Origin of the sequence: Hallella faecis (assembly GCF_018789675.1) — a bacterium.
Taxonomy (GTDB): domain Bacteria; phylum Bacteroidota; class Bacteroidia; order Bacteroidales; family Bacteroidaceae; genus Prevotella; species Prevotella faecis.
On the sequence record NZ_JAHKBE010000027.1, the window covers coordinates 15,824 to 39,923 of the forward strand.

The 24,100-nt window shown below is 37.5% G+C and carries 22 protein-coding genes and 1 pseudogene; all 23 read right to left on the reverse strand.

The window, feature by feature from the left end:
- Positions 1-33: 33 nt before the first annotated feature.
- Complete coding sequence (locus tag KM934_RS07545) at positions 34-978, reverse strand: penicillin-binding protein 2 (RefSeq protein ID WP_215760010.1); 945 nt, start codon at positions 976-978, stop codon at positions 34-36.
- Complete coding sequence (locus tag KM934_RS07550) at positions 975-1,817, reverse strand: hypothetical protein (protein WP_215760011.1); 843 nt, start codon at positions 1,815-1,817, stop codon at positions 975-977. Before KM934_RS07550 ends, KM934_RS07545 begins: the two co-directional genes overlap by 4 nt.
- A gap of 22 nt (positions 1,818-1,839) precedes the next feature.
- Positions 1,840-2,193 carry a hypothetical protein gene (locus tag KM934_RS07555; protein WP_215760012.1) on the reverse strand — a complete coding sequence of 118 codons (354 nt, stop codon included), beginning with the start codon at positions 2,191-2,193 and terminating at the stop codon, positions 1,840-1,842.
- Between the two features lie 614 nt (positions 2,194-2,807).
- Positions 2,808-4,178, reverse strand: a complete 1,371-nt coding sequence (locus tag KM934_RS07560) for a hypothetical protein (protein WP_215760013.1) — start codon at positions 4,176-4,178, stop codon at positions 2,808-2,810.
- Between the two features lie 21 nt (positions 4,179-4,199).
- Positions 4,200-4,739, reverse strand: coding sequence for a hypothetical protein (locus KM934_RS07565; RefSeq protein WP_215760014.1), 540 nt, complete (start codon positions 4,737-4,739; stop codon positions 4,200-4,202).
- 123 nt (positions 4,740-4,862) lie between these two features.
- Positions 4,863-6,326: an AAA family ATPase gene (locus KM934_RS07570; RefSeq protein ID WP_215760015.1), complete on the reverse strand. Its 1,464-nt coding sequence runs from the start codon at positions 6,324-6,326 to the stop codon at positions 4,863-4,865.
- Positions 6,327-6,341: 15 nt separating this feature from the next.
- Positions 6,342-8,864 (reverse strand): Hsp70 family protein, encoded by a 2,523-nt coding sequence (locus KM934_RS07575; RefSeq protein ID WP_215760016.1) that lies wholly within the window; start codon positions 8,862-8,864, stop codon positions 6,342-6,344.
- A gap of 12 nt (positions 8,865-8,876) precedes the next feature.
- Positions 8,877-9,227 carry a hypothetical protein gene (locus KM934_RS07580; RefSeq protein WP_215760017.1) on the reverse strand — a complete coding sequence of 117 codons (351 nt, stop codon included), beginning with the start codon at positions 9,225-9,227 and terminating at the stop codon, positions 8,877-8,879.
- The gene (locus KM934_RS07585; protein ID WP_215760018.1) at positions 9,214-10,455 is read right to left on the reverse strand and encodes a hypothetical protein; all 1,242 of its coding nucleotides are present in this window, start codon (positions 10,453-10,455) and stop codon (positions 9,214-9,216) included. Before KM934_RS07585 ends, KM934_RS07580 begins: the two co-directional genes overlap by 14 nt.
- A gap of 38 nt (positions 10,456-10,493) precedes the next feature.
- A complete protein-coding gene (locus tag KM934_RS07590; RefSeq protein WP_215760019.1) occupies positions 10,494-10,892 on the reverse strand; it encodes a YbjN domain-containing protein in 399 nt (132 codons plus the stop codon).
- A 61-nt stretch (positions 10,893-10,953) separates the two neighbouring features.
- Positions 10,954-13,731, reverse strand: coding sequence for a CHAT domain-containing protein (locus KM934_RS07595; RefSeq protein ID WP_215760020.1), 2,778 nt, complete (start codon positions 13,729-13,731; stop codon positions 10,954-10,956).
- 13 nt (positions 13,732-13,744) lie between these two features.
- Complete coding sequence (locus KM934_RS07600; protein ID WP_215760021.1) at positions 13,745-14,167, reverse strand: hypothetical protein; 423 nt, start codon at positions 14,165-14,167, stop codon at positions 13,745-13,747.
- A gap of 14 nt (positions 14,168-14,181) precedes the next feature.
- Positions 14,182-14,826: an RNA polymerase sigma factor gene (locus KM934_RS07605; protein WP_215760022.1), complete on the reverse strand. Its 645-nt coding sequence runs from the start codon at positions 14,824-14,826 to the stop codon at positions 14,182-14,184.
- A gap of 19 nt (positions 14,827-14,845) precedes the next feature.
- On the reverse strand, positions 14,846-15,769 hold the full coding sequence (locus KM934_RS07610; RefSeq protein WP_215760023.1) for a caspase family protein: 924 nt from the start codon (positions 15,767-15,769) through the stop codon (positions 14,846-14,848).
- 90 nt (positions 15,770-15,859) lie between these two features.
- Positions 15,860-16,372 (reverse strand): hypothetical protein, encoded by a 513-nt coding sequence (locus KM934_RS07615; protein WP_215760024.1) that lies wholly within the window; start codon positions 16,370-16,372, stop codon positions 15,860-15,862.
- Positions 16,373-16,416: 44 nt separating this feature from the next.
- A complete protein-coding gene (locus tag KM934_RS07620) occupies positions 16,417-16,938 on the reverse strand; it encodes a hypothetical protein (protein ID WP_215760025.1) in 522 nt (173 codons plus the stop codon).
- A gap of 143 nt (positions 16,939-17,081) precedes the next feature.
- Positions 17,082-17,240 carry a hypothetical protein gene (locus KM934_RS07625; RefSeq protein WP_215760026.1) on the reverse strand — a complete coding sequence of 53 codons (159 nt, stop codon included), beginning with the start codon at positions 17,238-17,240 and terminating at the stop codon, positions 17,082-17,084.
- Positions 17,241-17,268: 28 nt separating this feature from the next.
- Positions 17,269-18,342: a S1 family peptidase gene (locus KM934_RS07630; protein ID WP_215760027.1), complete on the reverse strand. Its 1,074-nt coding sequence runs from the start codon at positions 18,340-18,342 to the stop codon at positions 17,269-17,271.
- Positions 18,339-18,968, reverse strand: coding sequence for a hypothetical protein (locus KM934_RS07635; RefSeq protein ID WP_215760028.1), 630 nt, complete (start codon positions 18,966-18,968; stop codon positions 18,339-18,341). The genes KM934_RS07630 and KM934_RS07635 overlap by 4 nt, the downstream gene beginning before the upstream one ends.
- Before the next feature lie 6 nt (positions 18,969-18,974).
- Complete coding sequence (locus KM934_RS07640; protein WP_215760029.1) at positions 18,975-20,609, reverse strand: hypothetical protein; 1,635 nt, start codon at positions 20,607-20,609, stop codon at positions 18,975-18,977.
- A 3-nt stretch (positions 20,610-20,612) separates the two neighbouring features.
- Positions 20,613-21,383, reverse strand: a complete 771-nt coding sequence (locus KM934_RS07645; protein WP_215760030.1) for a hypothetical protein — start codon at positions 21,381-21,383, stop codon at positions 20,613-20,615.
- A 19-nt stretch (positions 21,384-21,402) separates the two neighbouring features.
- Positions 21,403-22,620, reverse strand: coding sequence for a hypothetical protein (locus tag KM934_RS07650; RefSeq protein ID WP_215760031.1), 1,218 nt, complete (start codon positions 22,618-22,620; stop codon positions 21,403-21,405).
- Between the two features lie 29 nt (positions 22,621-22,649).
- A pseudogene (locus KM934_RS07655) lies at positions 22,650-24,100 on the reverse strand (hypothetical protein); the annotation flags it as partial.

Genomic DNA, 24,100 nt, shown 5'->3' on the forward strand with positions numbered 1-24,100 from the left:
TTCCCTAATCCGTGTCGGGCACAACTTTTATTGTTACTTCTTTCTATTCATCAACCATTCAATCAGTAGGTTCACCTCTTTGCTCAACATTCCAATAGTTACTGGAAGTTTATGTGGACGAATAACAACCATACCGATGGTATATTTCGGATTATCAGCAGGGAAGCAACCTACGAATGTAAATTCGTCCGAACTTCTTTTATTGTCATCACATTGTAGAATGTTGTATATACCTGCCAGTTTAATACCTCTTGGAGCAAGCCGATGTTGTATGCCTGTCTTCTCAAAAATGCCAGTAGCTATTTTCTTGACATATTCCAAAGATGATTTTTGATGATACATTTGGTTAAAGGAGATTGCCAACTCTATAGCATTACTCTTTTGGATGGTATCATACGCTTGTTCCCATAAATCCGCTCCATTTGGCATGGTCATGAAAGCCTTGTACATTCCGATTCGTGACTTCATCAGTAACGCCTTTTCAAATGTAACTTTTCCATAGCCACCTCTTCGCCAATTATGGTCACGTATTTTTAGACTATCATTAACTTCCAATATTCCGCATTCGGTATCGACCATTTTCCCTAAAGACGTATTTGACTTCTCTAAACATTTTGCAGCTATAAAGGGTACAAAAATATCTGTGGAACAAACCTGTTTCTTGAATGGTACATATACCATGTCACCACACCATCCACAATCGTCATCTAACTGTTTCTCCAATGATGCCCATGCTAATACTTCTGATGTTGTGGCATCAATAACGGCTATTTGCCCATACATACCATCTGTTTCTAACATCATATTTCTATCTAATAGTTTGTAGCATGAGTCTATAAGTTCTTTGTCTGCTAATGGACAAATTTCAACACTATCGTTGAAATAGGAAACTTCTTTTCTCTGAGCATAGACACCTACGCAATAGAATATTAGCATAAATACCAATAATGTTCTAAATGCTTGTGTTATTGTTTTCATTCCATTTCTACACCTTTAGGTTGTACAATCAGTTCCAATCGCTTGATATCGTCTTCTGTCAGCTGGATGTTACCTCCATTTCTGTAATAGTCGAGCACTCTTTCAGCACCATGGCGTCCCAATACTGCATGTTCTTCTGCTTTCATATAATATTCCACAGCAAGTTGCTTGTTTGATTTGCCATTCTCATCAGGCTCATAATAGAGGTCGCCAAGAATCAGATTGGCGAGAGGTACACGATGAGCAATTATGGCAAGTTTTGTTGCATCTGCTCTCAGTCTGCCTTTCCAGTCAGGTATGGTAATCAGCAGTTCTGCCAAGGAACAACCTTGATATGCAGCCTCTTTAATCATATTTATCCCCGATATTGTGTCGCCTTGGTCAACAGTAATCATTCCGAGGAGAGTCTTTGCTTCAGGACTGTCGCTTGCACGTAGTACATGCTCTATGCTGTCTGAATCCTCTTGAATATACGACTTATAGCCATCCATTAGGAGAAATAATGTTTTGTAATCATTACCATCTGGCAAGCCGTAGATATAGTCATCTATGCGATTGATTGCTCCACGCCCCTCTGCCATGTGAGCCATAGTAATCATTCCGAAGAAATCCTTCTTCACACCGATACCATCTCGATAACAATCTGCCAGTTTCAGATATGCCGAACCATCGCCCCAGCGAGCTTGATAGAGCAATGACATGACTGAGTCCTGCGGACTTACAATCAAACGTTTCTGTTCTGTCAACTTTGTTGCAGAAGCCATTTCTTCCATTATTTGTTGTTCCGAACAACTTGCAAGGAACAACATCATTATCATATATACGAACCAATTTTTCATCTTAAATTTCTTGTTTTTATTCTTACTTACTCAACATAGCATTGGCCTTTTTGGTATAGTCATCAGCTCTATCTCTTGCTTTGTCTGCTTTATGAGAATATACCAAAGCTTTGTCTGCCATATTCCTCGCCCTGTCTTGATATATCTTCGCCCTGTCATATTTCTTCTGTCTTACATAATACTCGGCTTCTCTTAAATTATTTTGTGTCTGTCTGTTATAGTAATCCGCCTCTCGTTGGTAGCTTTCCGCTTGCCGCAGATAATATGCAGCTTCACGCTGGTACGATTGGGCTTGGCGAACGTAAAAACTTGAAGTCTGAGCATTAATTGCCAGATTAAACATGGAAAATAACAATATAACCACTAAATGTTTCATATTTCAGATGTATCAATATTCTTTCTTATGATAGAGTTTGGAGGTAGAGCATCCATGTGCAGCACAATTAACACACTCTGTATGCCCAGGCTTGTGCTCATAAATTTGACAACCGCACCCACTGTTACATCTTCCATAAAAGAAAGACCGTCCTTTGAAGGAGACATCAGAGTTAGAACGTGTCTCTACATAATCAGCCACAATCTTCCTGTTCCTCCGCATCTGTTACATGTATATCCTGCATAAACACCATATCCGCTACATAGTGTACATGGGAACGTCTTCTGACTTTCTTCCTCATATATGTTTTCATTTGCGTATGAACCACTCGCAGTTGAAGGTTTTGAGTCACAACTTACAATTGTAGAAGTGACTATAATGCAGAACAATACTACAAAGATACTTGCTAATGACTTCATATTTCAATACCCTAATCCGTGTCGGGCACAACTTCTAAGTTTGTTATTTGTCTGTTTATGAGATATAGAGTACCGAAGTAACCATTTACTATCAGAAAAAAAAACTGCATTGGAAAACAAAAAGCTGAAGACCATGGAATACAAACTACATAGCCTTCTGCTCTCTTATACTTTCAGAATAATCCTGCTGATTGATTATCTTTTCAAAGTGAACTTCTTTACAACCTTACCTTTTCTGTCAATAGTTCCATAAAGATTGATTTCTTCATCATCTGTCATACCGAAACCGTCCTCATCACGATAGTACATACCATCAGGGTTAAGCTGCCATTCCACCTCTGCCACGCCATTCTTATATTGATATACATGACCAGGAAAATGAAATGAATGCGCTTTCGCTCTATCAAAAGCATCTTGTGGAAGCCCTTTCAGACTATCCCAGTCAATATCTTCATCTGTCACGATTTGCAGCACCTCATCAATAGACATGAACTCGTATGCGCATCTTGCCTCTTTGTCCATCAAGTAACGTGGTTTCCAATACCGCCCAATCACCTGAGTCACTAATGCCATATCTTCCCCCAAATCATTTTGTACAAGTGGTAGACTTTGATATTGTGATAAACATAATTCCCTATATAGTTTTTCTTCTTCTGACATATCTATATCATTGGACTTTCCCTCTTCATACACCAAATCCCATGGATTATCATTACAGATTACTAACCCCTCCATCTTACCTTGTATAAAATCATTTTCATCTGTATCATCTTTATTCTTAGCCTTAGCAAGGTATCGGAGTTTTCTTATCAAATCACGTTCTTCTTCATTCGCAATATCATAAGCAATTTGAATGTAACTGTCAAAAGATTTCTGAATCGCTTCGGTTGCTTGCTCCAATATTTCATCATTACCTTTCTTGGCTATAATGTTCATCGCACAGGCCATAAGCCGTCCTGCAAATCGTGAGTTACTTAGGTTGGGGGCATCACCTAAAACTTCGTTATATCCATCTTTCAGTTTGATTGACACATTATTTCCACCTGTAGATTTTGCGTGCATATTCATCTTTGCTTCTTCGTATGACTCATACCCGAATATAGCGGCAGCCAACGATTCGAAGTTTTTGTCATCGAGAATATCGACCGAACGAATCATTAAGTTTCGAATTTCATCTGAAGTGTTGTCTGACAACTCTTCAAATTCTTTCACTGTGGCCACAATAATATTATAACCGTCTTCTTTTTCTGACAAATAAACCTGTGCCTCAGGCAAAACACCAGCAGCTTCTTTACCAATTCTTTTAACCTCGTAGTTAGCAGCAAATGCTACATTAGCATCTACTGGTATAGGAAAAGGAACATACACAAGCAGGCTATTACCTTCTATACAGGTTAATGCGACATTGAACACACAATGTTTGCCTTCTACTTCTGTTGCAAATTTGTTTCCCTCTCGATTGGGGCTGATTCCTGACGAAGAAAACATCTTTACGATGCAATCTTCAAAAGTAAGTCCCTTTTGGGTATAGCCACATTTGTGTTTGAAAAAATCGAATATTCCCATAACAATTACTCTTTTGTTTGTTTATGACAATTGTTCCCAACATGATTTTCCTTCCTTTTTTATTTGAAGAATGAAATACCAAACAACAATACCCAATAGTCCAACTGGGAATGATGATGTTAGCATAGCTAAAAGTCCTCCAATTATACTTGATATGGTTAATAATAAGAATCCACTTTTACGCCAATTCAAAAGCATGACGATGGCTATAATATTGATTACTCCAAAAACTCCACTTACTATGGATAAAGGTATTGCTGCATCAGGATAATTACTTCCCCATGCCTGCTTCGGGAAGAAGTTTATCAAGCTCACTAATACATTAGCAACGATCGAGAAATATAACCATATTGAAACAAAGGCATTTCTCTCTTTATGCGGAACAAATGCTTCGTTAGAAAAATCGATGTACTGATCAAATGTAGTATTTGATAAATCTGCATTCCTTTTTTCGTCTGACTTGTCGATTTTGAATGATTTTTGTGACCAACCACAATATGGACATCTCTCTTGATAATCGTCCAATTCATGTTTGCATCCACTGTTTATACATAATTTCATATCTTAAGACCCTACTCTGTGTCGGGCACAACTTCTAAGTTTGTTATTTGACAGTTTATGGGATATAGAGTCAAGAAGTAACCTTTTGTTGACTACAATTAGGCTTGCGACATCCCCGATTCTTTATTGGAATCCAATTCTTCTTCTCTTTCCTTCTATTTGCTTTTGTTCAAATTTCTCCTTTATACGCAAATGCTCTTCTATCACCGCCTTGCTGACGCTTGGTGGTGTTGTCCGAACAGCTTCTATAAGAAGTTGGGTAGAGATGTTACAATGGTTACGAAATGCTAGTCTCGCGGCAACATCCACTAGCAACTTGACATCTGCTGCCACTCTTCCTTGTAAGTGTTTGGCGACTTCTTTGATATTTATGCTGTCCGTTTTTCGCTTCCTCAATTGTATTTCCAATAACTTTTCTATGGTTTGCACATCTGGTACCCCAATATAGTATTTTCGTTCCAATCGTCCTGCTCTCAATGCAGCTTCATCGATTTCCTCTGGCATATTTGTGGCGGCAATTACAAACACGCCAGATTCTCCACAGTTGTTGATCTGGCATAAGAATTCGTTAATCTCTCCCGACTCACTTGCATTCTGTTGTTTGGTTCTCGTCCTCAGCAAAGCATCCACCTCGTCAAGAAAGAGTAGTGTCGGTGACTTTTCTCTTGCTTCTTCAAACAACCTTGCAATTTTCTCCTGTCCACCATGAATGTAAGGTGAAGCAACATCTGAGCATTTCACATACATGAAATGGCACTGCATTTCTTCGGCACACTTCTCGGCAAAGAAAGTCTTTCCACATCCAGGAGGTCCATACAGCAATATGCCATTGGGAATGGTGATACCAAGTTCCTTAGCTCGTTCGGCATCATTCAACACATCGATAATGTCATAACGGATTTTCTCTTTCAAGTCATCCATTCCTGCGATGTCTGCGAATCCATTGCCACGACGAATGTTTCGATGCTGTTCTTTGTCCTTTACTGAAGAAGACAATTGTCTTGAAATGGCAGTCCTTAAGTCTTCAAGTGATTGGTATCGTTTTTCTGGTTGATATTCTGTAGCTTTGCCTATGATGGTCATCAGTTCATTGGATGGATTAAGTCCATTCAAAGATGGAATCAACAAAGGTTTACGCTTCATCTTCAACAGCACTAATGTTCTCATCGTCGTATCGAGCATGTCCACATTTATTGCCCAAGGCTCAATCCCGAACAGCATTTCATACATCAACGCTCCGATGGCATACACTTCGCTTAACTCGGTAAATTTGCCATGGAAGTATTCTGGAGCTTGGCAGACATTCTCATTGGTACATTGTGGAGGATAATGTTCCGACAAATTCTCGTCAATAGAATTATCAATCATGACAATATTATTGGATTCAATCTTTGAAGTACACACAAAATTGCTTGCCACTATGTTTATATATCCCAACTTTCTATTCACTTTGTGAAGTTCATCAAGCAACGATATGATAGCCAGAGTTGATAATATTGTCTCCTTTTCAGAGAAGAGTTTTCTTGCACGTATTCTGTCTTTTATGGTGCAAAGACTCTCCTTGTTATCGTGGTTGGTTATATTCATACCTATTTTTATTTGTTAATGGTACAACAATTGACTGGAGTCTTCGTTCTCATTGGAAACACTTTCAGCTTTGTCTTCTTGCGACTTATACAACATCCACAATATTTGCGTCTCTTCCTCCTGCTCTTCTATTGGTGCATTTTCTTTCAGCAATTTCCCAAGGATTTCTACATGACTGCGTGCGGCATCTTGATCATGCCATTTTTCCTTATCTTCTATTTCACGCATAAACTTGTAATAGCATGACCTCATATGGTCTGCTTTTGCCATGTGGTAGTCTATGCTTGAGATTTCATCAACAAGTTCTTGCATTTTGTTCAAGTCACGATGGAATACTGCTTTGTTGACAGCTCTCTCCAAGTCTTTAATATGAGATTCAGTGCCCGAATTGCCATAATGTAGCTGATGGCGTTTCAGTTGTTGTAACCAAGTCTTCAGATTTTCTTCCTCATCATCCAACTTTTGCTTTAACTGCATTTGTTCTATACGCCTATAAAGCTCTTTCAGATGCTGAAGTACCATTTTTTTCTCCAGTGAGCATTCGTTTTCCATTTTTACAGTGTTTAGCATTCTAATTTCATCACGAATGTCAACCCCCTTTGATTGCAAGTAATCCAACGATTTCTCCGCTAAGCGCAAGTCACGTTGTACGCGTTCTGATGCTTCTGTAACAGATTGGTGGCGCAATGTGTCAAGATGCTTGTTGATAGTCAAATCCAAATCAGGGAAGTGAATTTCCATATCCATCATTTCAGACGTGTCAACACTGAGCTTCACTTCAACAGAAGAATTAGCAGGTATGTATCTGTCAATCTCTAAGCCTGACAGTTCCACATCTGCCACATATTCATACAATACAGAAGAATTTCCCTCAACAAACTCATCGGCTTGATAGACAGGAATTATAATTTTATCTTCTTCATTGCCTGGATGTATGTCATTCATTGTCTTCTCCGTAAGAAGATAGCCTTCTGCTGGCAACAACTGGTTCTTTTCGAGACCAGACAAAGGCATGAATACGCTCTTCTCATAGCGTGAGTCCCATGCAGAGATGCCTATATAATAAGGTAATGGAGCACTTCCGACTTTAGCCCCTTGCATGATAGAGATTGAGTTTGGTTGTACGGAAATCGGATTGCCTTTCATGTCTGATGCTTTTACACGGAATACATTTGCTCCATTGTCCAGTTGAACCTCGACAACATTTCCGACAGAATCCACCTCTATGCTTTCACTTTCCCAAGAGCCATCCTCTTTGATAAATCGTACTTTGATATTCCCTTCATTGACCGGTTGGCCACATTTAACGGCAATCCATTCTGAATCTTCTACAGATGTGCTTTCGTATTCCATGTCAAGGCGTAACGCCTCTTCATTCTGTTTTTCAACATCCCCTGTTTCAGACTTTATCGTGGAAGCATACAATGCCGCTCCGACAGACACAGCCGTCATCGGATTGACACTTGTATCAACCATCGCCCCAAGCCGTTCTTTCAACATTTCTCTTATGAGAGGGCTGTATGTAGGGCCCCCAACCAACAATATGCTGTGGAGGTCTTTTCCGCTCAAATTGTTACGTTCCAGCAAAGCGAGGCATATGTCTATTGCCTTTTGTGCCAGCGGAGCCATACATGCAAATACATCATTGCGGCTTAGAGTTAAATCGAGTTCCATCTCTTCACCGTCTTCATCGCTTCCCAGCTCTCCCAAATTGGAGAGTATGTCAATCTTGTCATTAAACGACACGCTGTTTTTTATCTCTTCAGCGAAAGGTTTCATAGCCTCACGCAACACCTGATGCTTTCTTTCATCAGCGATTGTAGCATCCAAAGCATACTCTTTCTGTAAGTAAGGAACCAATAACGTATCAACGATAGCATAATCCATGTTTTTGCCACCAAGGTAGTTGTCTCCTTCTGTGTCAAATACTTGAATGACACCCTCGGCAGAGCGAATAAGGGCAGCATCGAAAGTTCCACCACCAAAGTCAAAGACCAGCCAATAGCCATCCTTACTCTCTGCATTGAAGCCGTAAGCAATAGCTGCAGCTATTGGTTCTTGAATAAGTTCGCAGTGGGTAATACCAGCTAACTCTGCCGCTTTCATGGTTGCAGTTTTCTGGTTAACAGTAAACTTGGCAGGGACGGTTACTACAGCCTCATTCACTGCAGTACCATCACCGACATAAGACTTCAAACGTTTCAATACTTCCGCAGACAATTCTTCAGACAAATAATCCGCATCCATGTTAGAACTATGGTATGTCGTGTCAGTCCCCATTGTACGCTTGAATTCAACAAAAGCATTTGAAGAAGCTGTATTCCATGTAAGTGTGGCTCTTTTTCTTTCACTCTGCATGTTGCGGTATGCTGCCGCACCAACCACTATGTTCTTCTTTTTGTTGAAGAACACACATGACGGCATAGTATCATCTGTAACCTCTATCTTTTGTATAACAGGCTTTCCATTAACAATACGGCATATACTCGAATTGGTCGTTCCGAGATCAATGCCAAATTCCATTCTATTTTGTCCCATAATAATTCCTTTTTATAAGTTTTGAGCAACTATGATATTTGCTTTCTGTATCATAACACCCTTATAATTAACTTGCGGACGATTTACCGTCTTTATATATTGTTCTCCTTGCTTCAAACTGTCGTCAGTTATGAATTCCACGTCAGCAATTATTCCCATATTATATGGTTTGCCTGTCATTTCCACTATTTCGAACCCACAACTTGCCATATACGCCTTCATACGCTTTATGCTCCGTTGAAGTTGCGAATAACCCTTTATGACAGAATCCATGCGAAGCATATTGGTTTCCATACGATTTATCTCTGTTGCCATCTGCAATATAAGATTAATTATTTGTTTGTCCATCTTATCTTTTTTCATTTGTTACAAAAAAGACAATTCCTGCAATTGCAATCCATACCAATATTACAAAGATAGTGTTGCCAGAAATAATGTCTAACAATATTAATAATGTAAGCCAAATAGGTAGACTCATAATAAGAGCCATTCCTGTATTTATGGCACATTTCATAAGAAAAGTATCAACCGTGTTTATTAATTTACCATCGCAAAATATTGAGAAAACTCCCCATAAAATACATCTTATAGGAAACCAAACAAATAACCCCATTCCAATGATACCACCTCCGATCATTCCTCCTGGAACAGCAATTAACAGTGGTGGCTCAAATTTGGCTAAAGCATTGCTTTTCTTTTCAATTTTCTTTTCCATCCTATTTGAACAGTTGAATAGTTTCTTTATGTTGTCAAGTATAGTTGCTGCATACAGAGCTTTACTTTTTATTTCATCTGAAGAATTACACCAAAATAACTTGGCAAACAACTTTGTCCAAAACGGAAAGTTCTCATTGATGATTCGCATAGCCTCATTTGACAATCTGTCAGACCAAATTCCCAACTGAGTCTTTTCTGTAAAAGTTTCCACCTCAGAATAATACTTTTCCAACAGAAGAACTTTCTCGCCCAACACGTGTAGATCGAAACTATTACCTTTTAGTTCTTTTAAATACCGTTCTATTAGGGAAAGATATAATTGACTTTTTTCTATCCTATGTCCTGTTTCTTCTAACAAGGCTGTAAATAGCGTCTCTAATTCTTGCGAAGACATCCGCAAAGTTTCACAACCTATACTATCCAACCATTCCTGTGTGCGTGGAAATATCTCGTATGCGAATGTTAATGCTTTTATACAATTTTCTGATAGTAGATTTATTGTTGTCAAGTCTTGCAATAACCACAACGGCTTTGGAGATTTATCATCAAGTCTATCGTAATAGTTTTCAAAACCACAAGCAATCTCAGAAACAGTTCCATGTTCAAGCAATTCTCTAAGTTCAACTACCTCAGGTTTGAAAAACCATAGAAGCGCATAACTTATCTTGTTGTTTGGCTGTTGCAATGTATTATATGCTGCCTGTATTTGTGCTGCGGTTATATTATGTTGTTTCTCTCCACTTGCCGATACCACCAAATCTTTTACAACTTTCCCAACAGAGGTGAAAGCTGTAAGCCTTGCCTTACTTGCAGCCAATTCTTTGGCAGAACAATCGGCATAAGCATTTAATATGTTAAAAGGATTTGGTTCCATCGTTTATATAACCCTTATAAGTGTCGGGCGCAACTTTTTCAGTTATTGTTATTGATTTGCCTTACTATTCTCTCCAAAAATCCAACCGCAAAGTCTAATGACTTGATGATGTGCGGTACGATGTCCTTGGCAGATTCCTGATCTGTAATTTTGTGGTCGTAATCCAAGGACACCTTAGCATCATCTTTTTCAGACAAAAGAGCCTTGATGAACTTCACATTTCTATTCGTCTCATTTACGGCTTCCTTTAGCAACTCCTTATCATACAAGGGAAGTCTTGCCACAAATGGAATGCAGAAGCGTACCATGCTTTCATCCTTACCCACAACATAGAAATACACTTGTCCGTTGTACTTGAAATGCCAACCTAAAGAGGGCATCAGTATCGTTTGACCACACATTTGGCGAATTTCGTTTACAATTTCTTCCTGCTTCATAATCACAATTGTTTTGTTTTTGCCATTTATGAGTGAAGAGGAAGAAAAGTAACCATTTCCATCAGTCCAACATTACAAACGCAGCCCAATGGAATGGATCGGGATGCTTCTGTCTGATGATTTCTTTGGCTTCCTCAAATGCCTTACGTTTGTTCCAAGCATTCTTCTTGTCGGCAAGGCATTCATAGAATGTAGTCATAAATTCAGAAGTAACTTTGTCATCTACATTCCATAGCGACATGATGATGGTACCAACACCAGCTTTTTTGAAGGCACGCTGTAAACCAAACACTCCTTCTGCTGTCACTTTACCTTGTCCAGTCTTACATGCTGAAAGAACCATTAATTCTGTTCCCTTGAAATCAAGATTTGCTATGTCTTTAGCTGTCAACACACCACCAAGTACGCCATCAGAATATTTCTTACCTAACCAGGCTGCATTGCCTCCTGCAAACACTAATCCTGATAAAGACATAGCATCGGTATAACCTCTAAGATAATCGTTGTCTTTTGCCTCATCAGGAGTATAATAGAAGCCATGTGTAGCTATGTGTACTATGGATGAAGATTTACCACTTAAAGCCACAAAAGACTCTGCATTTCCCTTAGAACCGGAATAGGCTTTTACTGCAACCCCATTGTCCTCCAATGTTTTTTCTATCTTCTTAACTTCATCTTTCGTATTGCGCAAATCCTTAAAACCGGACTTTCCATACTCAGAACGCACCAGCGCTGCCAAATCAGATTTTTCATACGCCTTACTTTCTTCTTCCATCTTTTGTGGAGCCAAACTATATTGCAATCCTCCATAAAGCGTAGCAGTTCTATTGTTTTTACAAGAATGATGAACTTTCACAATTTCTCTTGCGGAAGTCAATCTTACAAATTCATAATGCTGCCCTAATGTCGTTCCATCTGAAAGAGGAATAGCTTCTAATGCTATGCTATGCATGATGCCTGATGGAATATAATACACAGTACTTCTTTCAGTAATGTTTGCTCCGATTGATTTCCAAATCAAATTAAAAGCCCCATCCTGCAATTGCTCATAATTGTAGAGTGTAAAACTTTGCATACCATCTAAAAGGGAATCAAGTTGCTGCTGGTCGAAACACTTTACTAAAAGAGGATGTCTCTTACTCTTGTCATATATATATGCTACATATTGGCGGACGGAATCTTCTGTTTGATAATCAGAAAAGTCTATCACAACTTCATTATCAGCCAGACAATTCCTAACCTTTTCATAGTTTATGTCAAGATATGTCTCATATTCGTTGTAACTTTGGCATTTGTAGCTAAGCCGTTGTTCCAACTCTCTTTGGCGAATCGTTAAGCTATCTATTTCAAGCTTATTGTATTCATAGTTGCTTCTCAATGCAAGAAGTCTATTGTTTATAGCCAAGAGATTACGATAATTGGCAATGTCTTCATCAGTTCCTTCATTGCGGATAATATCAACTACCGATTTTTCTGTTTCAAGCAGCAAGGACTTTGAGAACAATAAAGCATTATAACAAGTTTCAGTTAATTCACTATTGAGATTTCCGCATTTTATGGCAAATGTGGCCATACCACTAAGGTTATTCAGCGTTTCCATCCAGAACTGTTCTCTTTGTGTCGGAGTCGAATATCGCCAAAGTTGTTTCATACTATAAAGTAATTGAGTCATAGAAATACGAAACAGACTGTCTGCCTCGTTTGCATTCCCACGAGCTCCTTCAATATTGGCTAATGTGAACACTGTCTGATAATAAGAACCTGACATATCTCCAAATTTATTCTTGCATGCCTCTACATATTCACTATACGTTGCAAAAGCATCATCATAACGTTTAAGCACGAAATAGGCTTCAGACTTATTCTGTAAACTTGTGAATTTTGATGGTGAATCTTCCGTTCTTTTATCAGCGAGAGTATTCAATGCTTTATCAAAATACTCTATTGCTTTTTCGTATTTCTCAAAATTGGCATAACAACTGCCTTTTATATTGTAAAAGTTAGCTATCACTTCCTTGTCTTGATAGGAATGACCAACACCACGTTCCAAACTATCCAGACAAGCAAAGGCTTTCGTACTATCCTTGTCTAAGGCATAAAGTGTACATAAGTTACTAAATGCCTGGTACTGCTGGTCACTATTCCTGCCGTTCAATTTTTTAGTTTGATCTATATAATTCTTAGCAAATCTGATAGCAGTTTTGTATTGCTTTTGTTGTTGTTTCAAATTCATCATACAACTATAGTAATTGAACTTTGCCTGTTCTCTGTCAGAAAAAGACAAATCCTGCATCACATCCCAACATTGCTGCAATTGCGTCTCAACCATAGCAAACTCCTTTCGTGCCAAATACTCATTTGACCAATATAAATGATATATGGTCTTCAGTTTGGCAGAACTGGATACATGATACAGAGAGTCCAACGCTTTCAAATACTGATTATACCCAATTATGTCGCCTACTGTTCGATATAGGGCTAGTAAGTCAACCATAATTTTTGATTGAAAGAAATCCTCGTTGGCTTCTGTTGCTATTTGCAAAGCATCTTTATAATGTTCGTTGGCTTTTTCCCATTCACCCAATCCTGCCTTCAAAGCTCCCATAGCTTCTGTTGCTTGTATTTGAAACTCCACATCTCCAAGATTACGATACCCCTCTTGGGCTTTTTGCAAATGTTCGTATGCAAGATTAAATTTACCTGAGTTAATATCCAAAGAACCTTGAGCCATCCAATAATTAGGGCTTCCAAATCTATACGGATTTGTCTGCGCCCATATACTACAGGTGGATAAAAGCCAAATAAAAACGACAGATATATAACGTTTATGGTTCATCATCTTATCTTTAGTTTTATTTATGTAATGAAGTTATCGTGTCGGAAGATATTGAGTCGGTATCAATACTATCTGCTGGTGCTGTCATTTCAAACACATCGTTTTCATCGCCACGCACATTGTCAGTAGGGGAGTTTTCTACAAACAGAGGATTGATGGCAAAGAAACCGATAACCAATACGGCAGCTATGCTTGAAATCCAAAGCCAAGTCTTTCTGTGATAGTGAGACTTCATTTCCTTTTGAAACTCTGTCATGGCTTTCAACTTCTCTCCACGGCTCACAATCGCCTGTTTAACATTCTTCGTAAACTCATATTGCTCCTTTTTCTCTGCATCCTCTTCTATCTCTTTCAGAAACTGTACCTTCTCTTCCTCCGACATGGTTTCATCATGAAGCAAGTATTCGTCTATCCGGTCTTGAAAATTAATATTGTCCATATCCATCTGCCATTTTATGAGTTCAAATAGTTGTGATAAATGTTTCGTGCTGAAGTACGCAATGACTCCATGCACTTATGCTTCTTCGTTTTAAGAGCGTTCTTTGAGCCGATTGTCGGTATTTCCAACAGGATTGTGTCCAAGTCCTTTTCCTCATAGTAGAACTTGCTTAATATCTCACAGCACCGCTCCGACATATGTGATATGACATCAGCAATGATGTCAAGCATCTTGTTGTCCTCCGAATCATATAGCATATTGATGTATTGCTGGGCATCAAATCCTTCTTCTTTTATCTTTCGTCCCATTTCTGTTTCTGGGTCAGCATAGGTTGGCTGCTCCCTTACCCATTCCAAATACTTGATACGAGCAATCCCCATAAAATAGGTGAGGATGCTACCGCTCAAAGGCTCGTTGTTCTTGCCCATCACTCTGCCATCGCTCACGTAAATCTTCCTGCGCTCGATATTCTCCCACATCGCAATGAATGTGTTTTGGAAAATTTCCGTGGCAGATTCCTCATCTGCGAAGAACACGCCACGGTAGTTTGCCCAAAAGTACTTCGAGCAATAAGCATACAGTTCCGACTGTATTTTTCTATTCTTATCGTACATTCCAGCAACAAGCCGGGCTTCTTTCTCTTGTTGCGTTGTACGCATTTGTATTGTCTTTGCCATTCTATCTACTCAGTATGTCTGTTATATTGTATTTGTTACTGTCCTCACCTGTCATTTCTGGCTGTTGTGGTCTGCTACTGGTATTGCGGTTCACGAACTTTCGGATTCGCTTCATAAACTCATCATTGCCAACCTTGTCAATATTCTTCAATTCTTTCCACAATGCGTATGTCAGTTTACCAACAGTAGGTTTCTTCATCTCGATATTCACTTGGTCGCTTCTGCAAGCACTGATGGTAATCCATCGTTCCGCCAATGGCTTTGCCTTAGTATTAATGACATTCTCTTTGCCTTTGTCACCAACGAAGAACGATTTAATCGCCTCAAAGGTTTCATATAAGCCGCGAGCATATTGGCTGTCAACCACCAACGTGTCTTCCACACCTCGTACTATTTCATCATCTTCTCCACGAGTGCCATCACCACTATGGCAAGCATCTATCGCCACAAGGAGTTTTCCTTTTGCTCCGATTTTGTTACGAATAGCATTGAGATACACATTCAGTTCATCGTCCGTCAGATGTCTTTCACCATGATACGTAGTACTTGCTTTCCGACAAGCATCATACGGAATCCAACATTCATCCAGGCCGTCTTTCTCGTCATTATGCACATCCGTCATCTGCTGTCCATGTCCAGAGTAGTGGATATACACCACATCTCCTTGCCTACAAGATGCCGCCATTTTCCGGAATGCCCCAATGATACCAGTCTTTGTTGCCTGCCGATTCACCAATGTCGTTACCGACTTGAATCCTGCGCTTTTCAACATTCCTTGCACAAGCGGCACATCCTTATCACCATTGATTTTGTTCCAAGCCTTATCTTGCTGTTCGCCTAACCCTATAACCAAAGCTCTCTTTGTCTGTGCGGAGACAGACAAAGAGAGCAATAGGAGAATATATGTGATTATTCTTATCCTCATTCTATTAAACCACCAATAATGCCAAGGAAGAGATTGACTAAACAACCACTTCCTTCACCTTTTTGCACTTCTATTGAGAACTTGCCGAGACTATATATTATTATATGCATCTTCATGCATCTGATTTATAAGTTTTTTACTTTGATATATCAGACAACCATGATTACCCTCTTCTATTTTATAACCTATACTCAATACTACAATGCCATCATCAAAATAACATAGTTTACGGTTTTGATTATCACTTGTCATTTTGCCCTCAATTTCGCTATACTTTGTTTTAACATTTTCAAGGTTTCGATTGTATAAATCGACAACATCTTCATTGTCTGAGAGAAGTCCAAAACCTACTAAAGCCAATGTATCTTTATAGAATTCAAATTGACATAAATTCCACCGTTCTCCTGCAAATGTTACATTTTTAATGTAATAACATTTATTCTCCTTATCATACAGACATTCATGTCCTAACTGCTTGAGATTATCCAATAACTGCTTCTTTGTTGTCACTCCAAGCTTGCACCCATAGAACGTATCTCTAATTTGTGCATTAGCGCACAAAAATAAAGAAAAAGCTATCAAAAATAGCACTAATCGTTTCATTCTTTTTTACCCTTTATTCGTGTCGGGCACAACCTCTATCATTATCAATACGATGCTTCACTGAGCTGTCGCTCAAGTTCTGCAATCCTCTGTTTTTGTTCAATTATCATACGGTCATACTGAGGACGGAGAGTCACGCTGGTACACATATCTCTGTCATATACCATACCCTCCAAAGTCTCATAAGCCTTCTTTAACTCATATTGAAGATCCGATACACTCTTACCTCCGCTACCACCATACGATGAGTTACCACCACCCATCATAGCATCAGCTTGTCTTTTAGTTTCCATTATCTGTTGGGCGGTTTCAGCTGTCACTATTCCATTTCCACCACATCCAGTACAGGTTTGTTTGGGAGCCATAACATCACCAGGCATAAAATCAAATACACCGGTTCCTCCACACATTGGGCACTGCACTTGTTGTGAACTCTCAGATTCGTCTACATAATCAGCAGATTCCTCTGTATAGCCCTGACTCTGCATATAACGACGACTTTGTGAAGAATCATTACAGGATACACAACCAATAATTCCCAACAATACAATAATATACTTCTTCATTGTCTCATACGCTATTCGTGTCGCGCACATCGTCTAAAGTTTTTATCATTAATGTGAAGGCAGGTGTAAAAGTAACCAGTTGAAATTAGTAAAAAACAAACGCAACTGTCAGTCTGTTAAAGAAAGACAGTTACGCATTTACGTTAAATCCAGTCAAGCAAAGCACTGATGATTATCAATACTCCTATAACTTTAAGTATTGTAGCAACAATACCACGAATATTCAACCATGCTGGAACTCTCTCTATAAGCAGCCATCCAATAATGATGCGGACAGCAGTATGAATTAATGCGTTGATCATATATGTAAAAAAAAATATTTATGCATAATCATTCTATTGCTTGAATAAGATCGACAAGATGGCCTACTTTTATTCCAAAATTAAAATTCTGTGTTTTGTCTAAACCTGCAAAATTAATAGCGACAACTTTACCTTGTGTGTCTAAAATAGGAGACCCGCTAGAACCATGAAGAGAAGGAATTGTATACATGATTTTGTCTTCATCCGTATTCTGGCTAATTTCACCTTTAGTAATCTGCGCTTTAAGCCCTTCTTTCGTAAGAGCTAACTGTGGTCCCAAATTAAAACCTATCATATATAAAGTTTTTCCTGTTAAGAAAGCTGCTTTCCTTTTATCTCCATCAAGTCCGCCTCGCTTTGAGCGTTTAGAATTTTTTCTCGCAATAACGTCAAAAACAAATGCCTTTTTAGGAGTTTCTTTTGTTTTCAATTGAATTAGAGCCAAATCATGTTCTTCATCTGAAGCCACAGTAATACAATCAGAGAAATCATTAGTATTCCTTACATGTGTATTATTAAAAGCAATCCCGATATCACTATGACGAGAATAATCACATTCTGCTGAATTGATTCGATTTATTGCATTGACTAGTTTTTGATTATTGTCTCTTTTCTGTGCAAGTTCTTGGTATTGATTCATATATTCAGAATTACCAGCATCAATTAGCAGTCTAAGCTCCCCTAAACGTTCTGTTTGCTGATTAACAGCATCTTTTACTTTATCCGATAAATTATTGAATGCATCAACTATTGCCGCCCTAACATCATTTGTTGGAAATGTAGGACAAGCCACATGTGCATTTGTAGCTATCAAGCCATCTTTTGAAACAAAAAATCCTGTTCCATAGCACGTTACTGGCTCAACTTCATTTTCATCAAAAGTTACTCCTTGAACATTTCCTTCATCATCTATACCCGTAAAATAAACAGTAAGATTTGAATCAAAATCAATACTATAATAATATGTATTTTTAATCAGTACGACCCCTGACGCCTGCTTAGCTTCTAACGACTGAATAGATACTTTTTTATTTTTTTGTTGTGTTCCCCCACATGCAGATAGAAAAACACAGAGAATTGCAAATAAAAACTTTTTCATCATTCTATATCTTGTTGCTTATTCAAAATGTTTTTAGGTATAATATAAATCAAGAAACGCTGATTTGACACTTCATTTGACTCTCGCATAGAATTAGGATTAAAACGCCCATCACCACTTCCTGCTATCTGTAACTCACATTTAGAACCAAAATTCAACTTACAAGTGGCTTGCCAAAACACAGCTAATGCCGCAGCTCTCTTAAAACTCAACTCATAGTTACTCCATGTGAGTTTGTCATTATCATACGAAGCCTGTCCTTCTATAATAAGCAAATACTGATTAGTACTATGCTTTTTAAAGAAATCTTCAATTTGCTTCCCTGCTGCAGCTAATTTCGCACGAGTTTCAGAATTAACGCTAGTCAGAGTATATTGAGCGACAGGAAAATTACAATTCACTTTTAGTATGAATTTTTCGTAATCTTTACGATACTCAAAATATTCTCCCCGTAAATCTTCTGTAGAAGCCTCTACCTTTCGAATATTTTCAAGTTCTCTTTCCGTTGCGTCATTTTTATTTTTAAGCATTATAGTTGTCAAAGCAAACAAAACCAACATAATGAAAAATAGACTTGTCATTAAATCAGAATAACTAGTCCAAAAGTATGTATTCTTTTGCTTCTTCATAACTCACTATTTTGTTATTCTCTTTTGTTTTCCTTGCTCATACCATTGTCCTTTAGGTTGACTGTCGGCATTATTTTCAGACATTGGTGCTTCTATTGTGGTCGCACTTTTCTTTTTTTTCTTCTTAAAAACATTAGATATTTTAGATAAAAATCCTCCTCTTTCTATAAACTCAGAAACTTTTTCATTTATTGTTCTAGAAGTTGTCTTACCACTAGTATTAGATATTCTATTCTTCCTTATAGCTTCTGCCAAATTATTGATAGCATTGATTTCTGCTTTTGCAGCATTATCCGATTGCTTTATAGCATTATTCAAAGCTTTTTCCATGTTACCAATTTGCTTTGGCATAGATTGTATTTCATGTACTAATTCCACAATTAAATCAAGCTTTGCTAATTTATCCATTAATGCCGTGCCTTGCTGTAAAGCCAATTTCTCCATTTCATCTTGCTGCTTCACGTAAGTTTGTTTTAGCCCAAACAAACCTTGCTCTGCATTTGCCTGTAACGAAGCTAAGGCTTTCTGCAATGTATCATCTACGGAAATAACAGAAGACTTAATCGCATCCTGACGAAGTGCTATTTCATTCATCTGCTTTTTATAGAACTCTGCTATAATCTCCAGACTTTCAGTTTCTTTCAAATGGGAATCCATTTGTTTAGTCAACTTACGAACTTCAGATAAATACATGGTAGAATTATCCATATATTGCGCAAAGTCTTCGAGATTTTTTGAAGAAGAATCCAGCGCTTTTAGGATTTTCACATTAGCCGTAGCCATTTGCGACATGTCTAGGTTTTCAATTCTTCTCAGTATTTCCAATTGCTGTTCATAAGTCTCTCCTACTTTGGAAAGTTTTTCATCTAATTTTACTATAGTATCTCCAAAACTTGCATTAAACTTGTTCAGATTACGTTCTAAAAGTGTTAAAGTAGAAACCGTATTGCTAGAAAGAACAGGTAACAATTCGGTTTGAATCCACGTATAAAATTTATTCTTATCAGCCTCGATAACAACATTACATTTTCTAGATTTCCAAGAAATAAATGTAGTAGTCAATACACCTACAAGACTTGCAACCATTGCACAAGCCACTTCAGACATCAAGGAATCAACCACCTGCTGTATATCTCCAAAACCTGTCGTTAAACCAATAGCACCTAACCCCACAATAATACCAAGCATTGTTCCGACTAATCCTAAATACAGTGGCAAAGGTGTTACTGACTCTATCTCCGATTCAACAGCATCACAATTTCGTTCCACTATATCTTTTATAAGGTTAAAGTCGCTAACAGCACCTTTATTCTTTATCAAGTATGTATTAATTGAATTTTCTATTTCTTTTGCGACTTCATTCTCATTATTAATGATTATTACTTGTATTCCGTCTTCATTTGAGGGAGTATTTACACAATACGCTCCTAGCCTTTCTTTGATCTCCCTCCAGGTTACAACCTTGATTTTTTGCTTGGGAACATAGATGGTTTGTGTTTCAAACTTATTTTCATTTGCCTTTGATAACGAATTAAAAACACTTTTCAAAATATCAATTTTTGACTTAGCGCTTTTACCCAAAGATATCTGTGTGCATATCAATATGGCAACAATGATTATAATTAAAAAAAGTTCTATCATAAATTATAAAATCTTTATTTTAGCCGGTTCCATAACTATCCAATTGCTATTATTTTTCACCGCAGTTCCTGCTTCTACGACTTCAAACTTAGTAGGATTTAGGGCGACTTCTAGAATTTGACATGCTAACAAAGAAACGCTTCTATTGTTTATATACATTGGCGTTGATGCATTGTTTAAAACATAAAACTTACAAACCTGCTCATTCAACAATTCTAATCTAAACAGAGAATACTTTGTTTCATTTGCAGAAATTTTACGCAAAATAGTACCCGTTGCATCAGGCTCCGCATAAAGACAGCCATCTTTTGTTTTGTCTATATTTTTATGAGTTTTACTAGGAATATTGTTTACTATATTTTTATTTTTTTCAAACGAAAGATTCCTGATAGTATTTCGTAAATCTGCTATAGAATCAGAGAATATCTCATTGGTTTCTTTTAACTCATTCATTTCTTTTGAAAGATACTCCTTTTCCTCTTCACAGTTTTCCAAAGCAACATTCAATCTTTTGTTTTCTTCCAACAAGTCCTTGCTAATACTCTGAAGTCTTTCAATCTCTTTACTGTCATGAAACTTAGATTCAGCAACTACATTCCTCTTTATTTTTTTATGCCGACTATCATAATTTTCTACAATCTTTCTTAGAATAATATCAATAAATAGCCGGTCAAGGATTCTGCATATTTGTTTCGCATTTTTGTTTCCTAAAAGTCGAAACAAAATCAGAAGAACTAAAAGAATGCACAATATATAAAACAAGACTATGAACATAGTATATTCCCTTTAGCATTTATGCATTAACCAATCTAATTTGTGCCTTGCTCTTTACAACCCACGAATTACCTTGTTTCTCTGCCATTCCCGGCTTCACTACAATTATCTGCTGAGGACTAGCAGAATATTCTATATCACAAGCTGGTACTAAATGCATTTGGCGACCCTCTATTATGGCCTTAGCTGTTTCGTTATCAAATTCTTTCAAGAAGAACTCTGCCTGTTCTGCTTTACTATCTTTCATTTTCAAAACATAAAAAGCATTGCGTGAATCACTCTGAGAGACTTTAAAAGATCCGTCGTTTTGAAGTTGCCCATAAAGACGATAATCGTCTTGTTTTTTCACATCGCTTCTCACAACTTGTCCTTTTTCACTATGAATCAGTACTGAGTTCCCCGACTGTTTTTGGATGGAATTTCTACCATAATTGTATCCTATACTCTTTTGGTATTTATCAATCTCTGAAAGAATCATTTCTCGAATTTGCTTTTCGGTTAATCCAGTCTGAATCGCATAACTCTCTATATTACCACGATAACTTTTTAGCTTGTCAAACAAGTCAGAAATATAGTCATTATTCTTACAGATTTTCTTTTCTAGTTCTTCTTTCAACCGATGGATTTCTCTTTGGCTTTTAGAATAATTAGAATTCATAAATAAAAAAACTATACCAATAATGCATAAAATAACCGCAAATCCGATAAATTCCAAGATCATCGACAAATCCAACGATTTATCTTCCACGTTTTTACCTGTTACACTCGTATCTGAATTAGAATTATCCATTTCCTCATCTGATACCTCCAAACTTTGTAAAGCATAATCAAATTTGGCAAGTTGATCATTGATGATTTTTTCAAAGTCGTCTTTTACATTGATCTCTTTAAGATTTTGCTCTTTAAAAATGGCATCTACATAAGCACTTAAACCTTCACTAACCGTTTTCAAAGCCAAGGGCACCTTATTTGACGTAGTATCTTGCTCATAACATATCTTAGCTTTACTAACAATTTGACTCGCCTTTTCCATTAAGCTATCATTGGAAGCAAGTAGTTTTTGTTCAACAAATGCATTTGGTGATTGTAGAATTTTATTTTGTTCTGCATTTCTAATATCTACCAATTTACTTTTCAACAAATTAATATTATCTTGTAAAATATTACATTGTTGGGCAATTTTTTGCTTACTAGGGAATGCTCCCTGTGCTGAGGCACAGAGAGCAAAAACCATCATCGTTATTAATAATAGACACTTTTTCATTTTTACAAAACTAAAGGAGCAAGCTCATTTAACAACTGGGTAATCGGATAAAAGAACAAAGTATTCTCAATAGGAGTTGGAGCATTCAACTTATGATAGAAGTTAAGTGCATTTCTTGTTCTATTAACAGTATTTGAAGTAAAATATTGCTTAAATTTAAGCAAATTAGCATAAGTCATAATACCAAATGCGTCACTCAAATTCATTTCCTGAGCCAGCTCATAGAATTTTTGAGTAAAGTCATTCACGGCATCCTTTACTTTTTCAAAATCATCATCTGTTAAATTAGCATACTGTTCTGTTCCAACAAATCGAGCGTCCTTTGTACCTAATAATGTTGCTGACATATTGCGTATCTGTATAGGAGAAGGAATTGTATTTAGCAACAAGCCTCCTTTGGATGTAGCCTCTTTAGGATGCAACGGATCTGTGATAACTTTAATTCCGTGGGCTGGATAATCAGAGTCCATTACTTTCTCAAACATTTTCTTGGTATACTCAGAAAGCATAGTCGCTCCAACAGGAGTATCTACCCCAAGGATATTTAATAGCTTAGAGCCATTTCCACTGAAAGCAATAAATTCTGGTTCTCGGACATTTGAGTTACCTTCATTTATTTTTGCCTTTATAAATACCGCCATATGATAAATAATCGCAGCATAGAAAATGAGCATCAATGTTTTAGCCCCTTCTTCTTTTTGCAACATTTTCATAAAATCCAAATTATCTTGACAACCTTTCAAAACCACATCGCTATTCTCTTTTAATGTAAAGAGCAACGATATATAATCTGCAGATATTTGTGAATGCTCCACTTCTGACAAAACATTTGTCACAACGGCCAGTCCATTTGCATTCAATGCCTGTTCCATCATTGGTTTAAATTTCTTCACAAATCCATTCGTGTCTGCACCAGCTCTTTTAAAAGCATCACCAAAAAGAGAGTTTGCAGCAAAGCGGAACGATGTGATAAATGCAGGTTTGGCATTATTATCTACAATATATGCATCAGACGTTCCACCACCAATATCTATCGTCAACACGTTTACACCAGCCCCAAACTTACCTTGATAATAAGTATAAGGAGCTATGGACTCTGGAATAGAAGACAATAACGTGTTAGCGTTTGGACCGATATAATCAGAATACAATTGATTCCAAATATTAGAAATTATATTCAATTGATTCATTGACATGCTCGTTGGATAGAACCAAACTATTCGGGTACTAGGCAAGTTACCACCCTCCATTAACACCTTGTTACGAATAAGCAATATAATGCTAGCAAGATAGCACTTTACCATCTGTTCTGGTGAACTCCACTTCAAGTCAGATTCCAAACTATTAAATTTATTGTTTACAACAGAACCATAATAGAAAGGCATATTACCAGTAATATAGGGATTGTCGTTTAATTCTTTCAGTCGTGGACGCATAGAGGTCATCTTGGTAT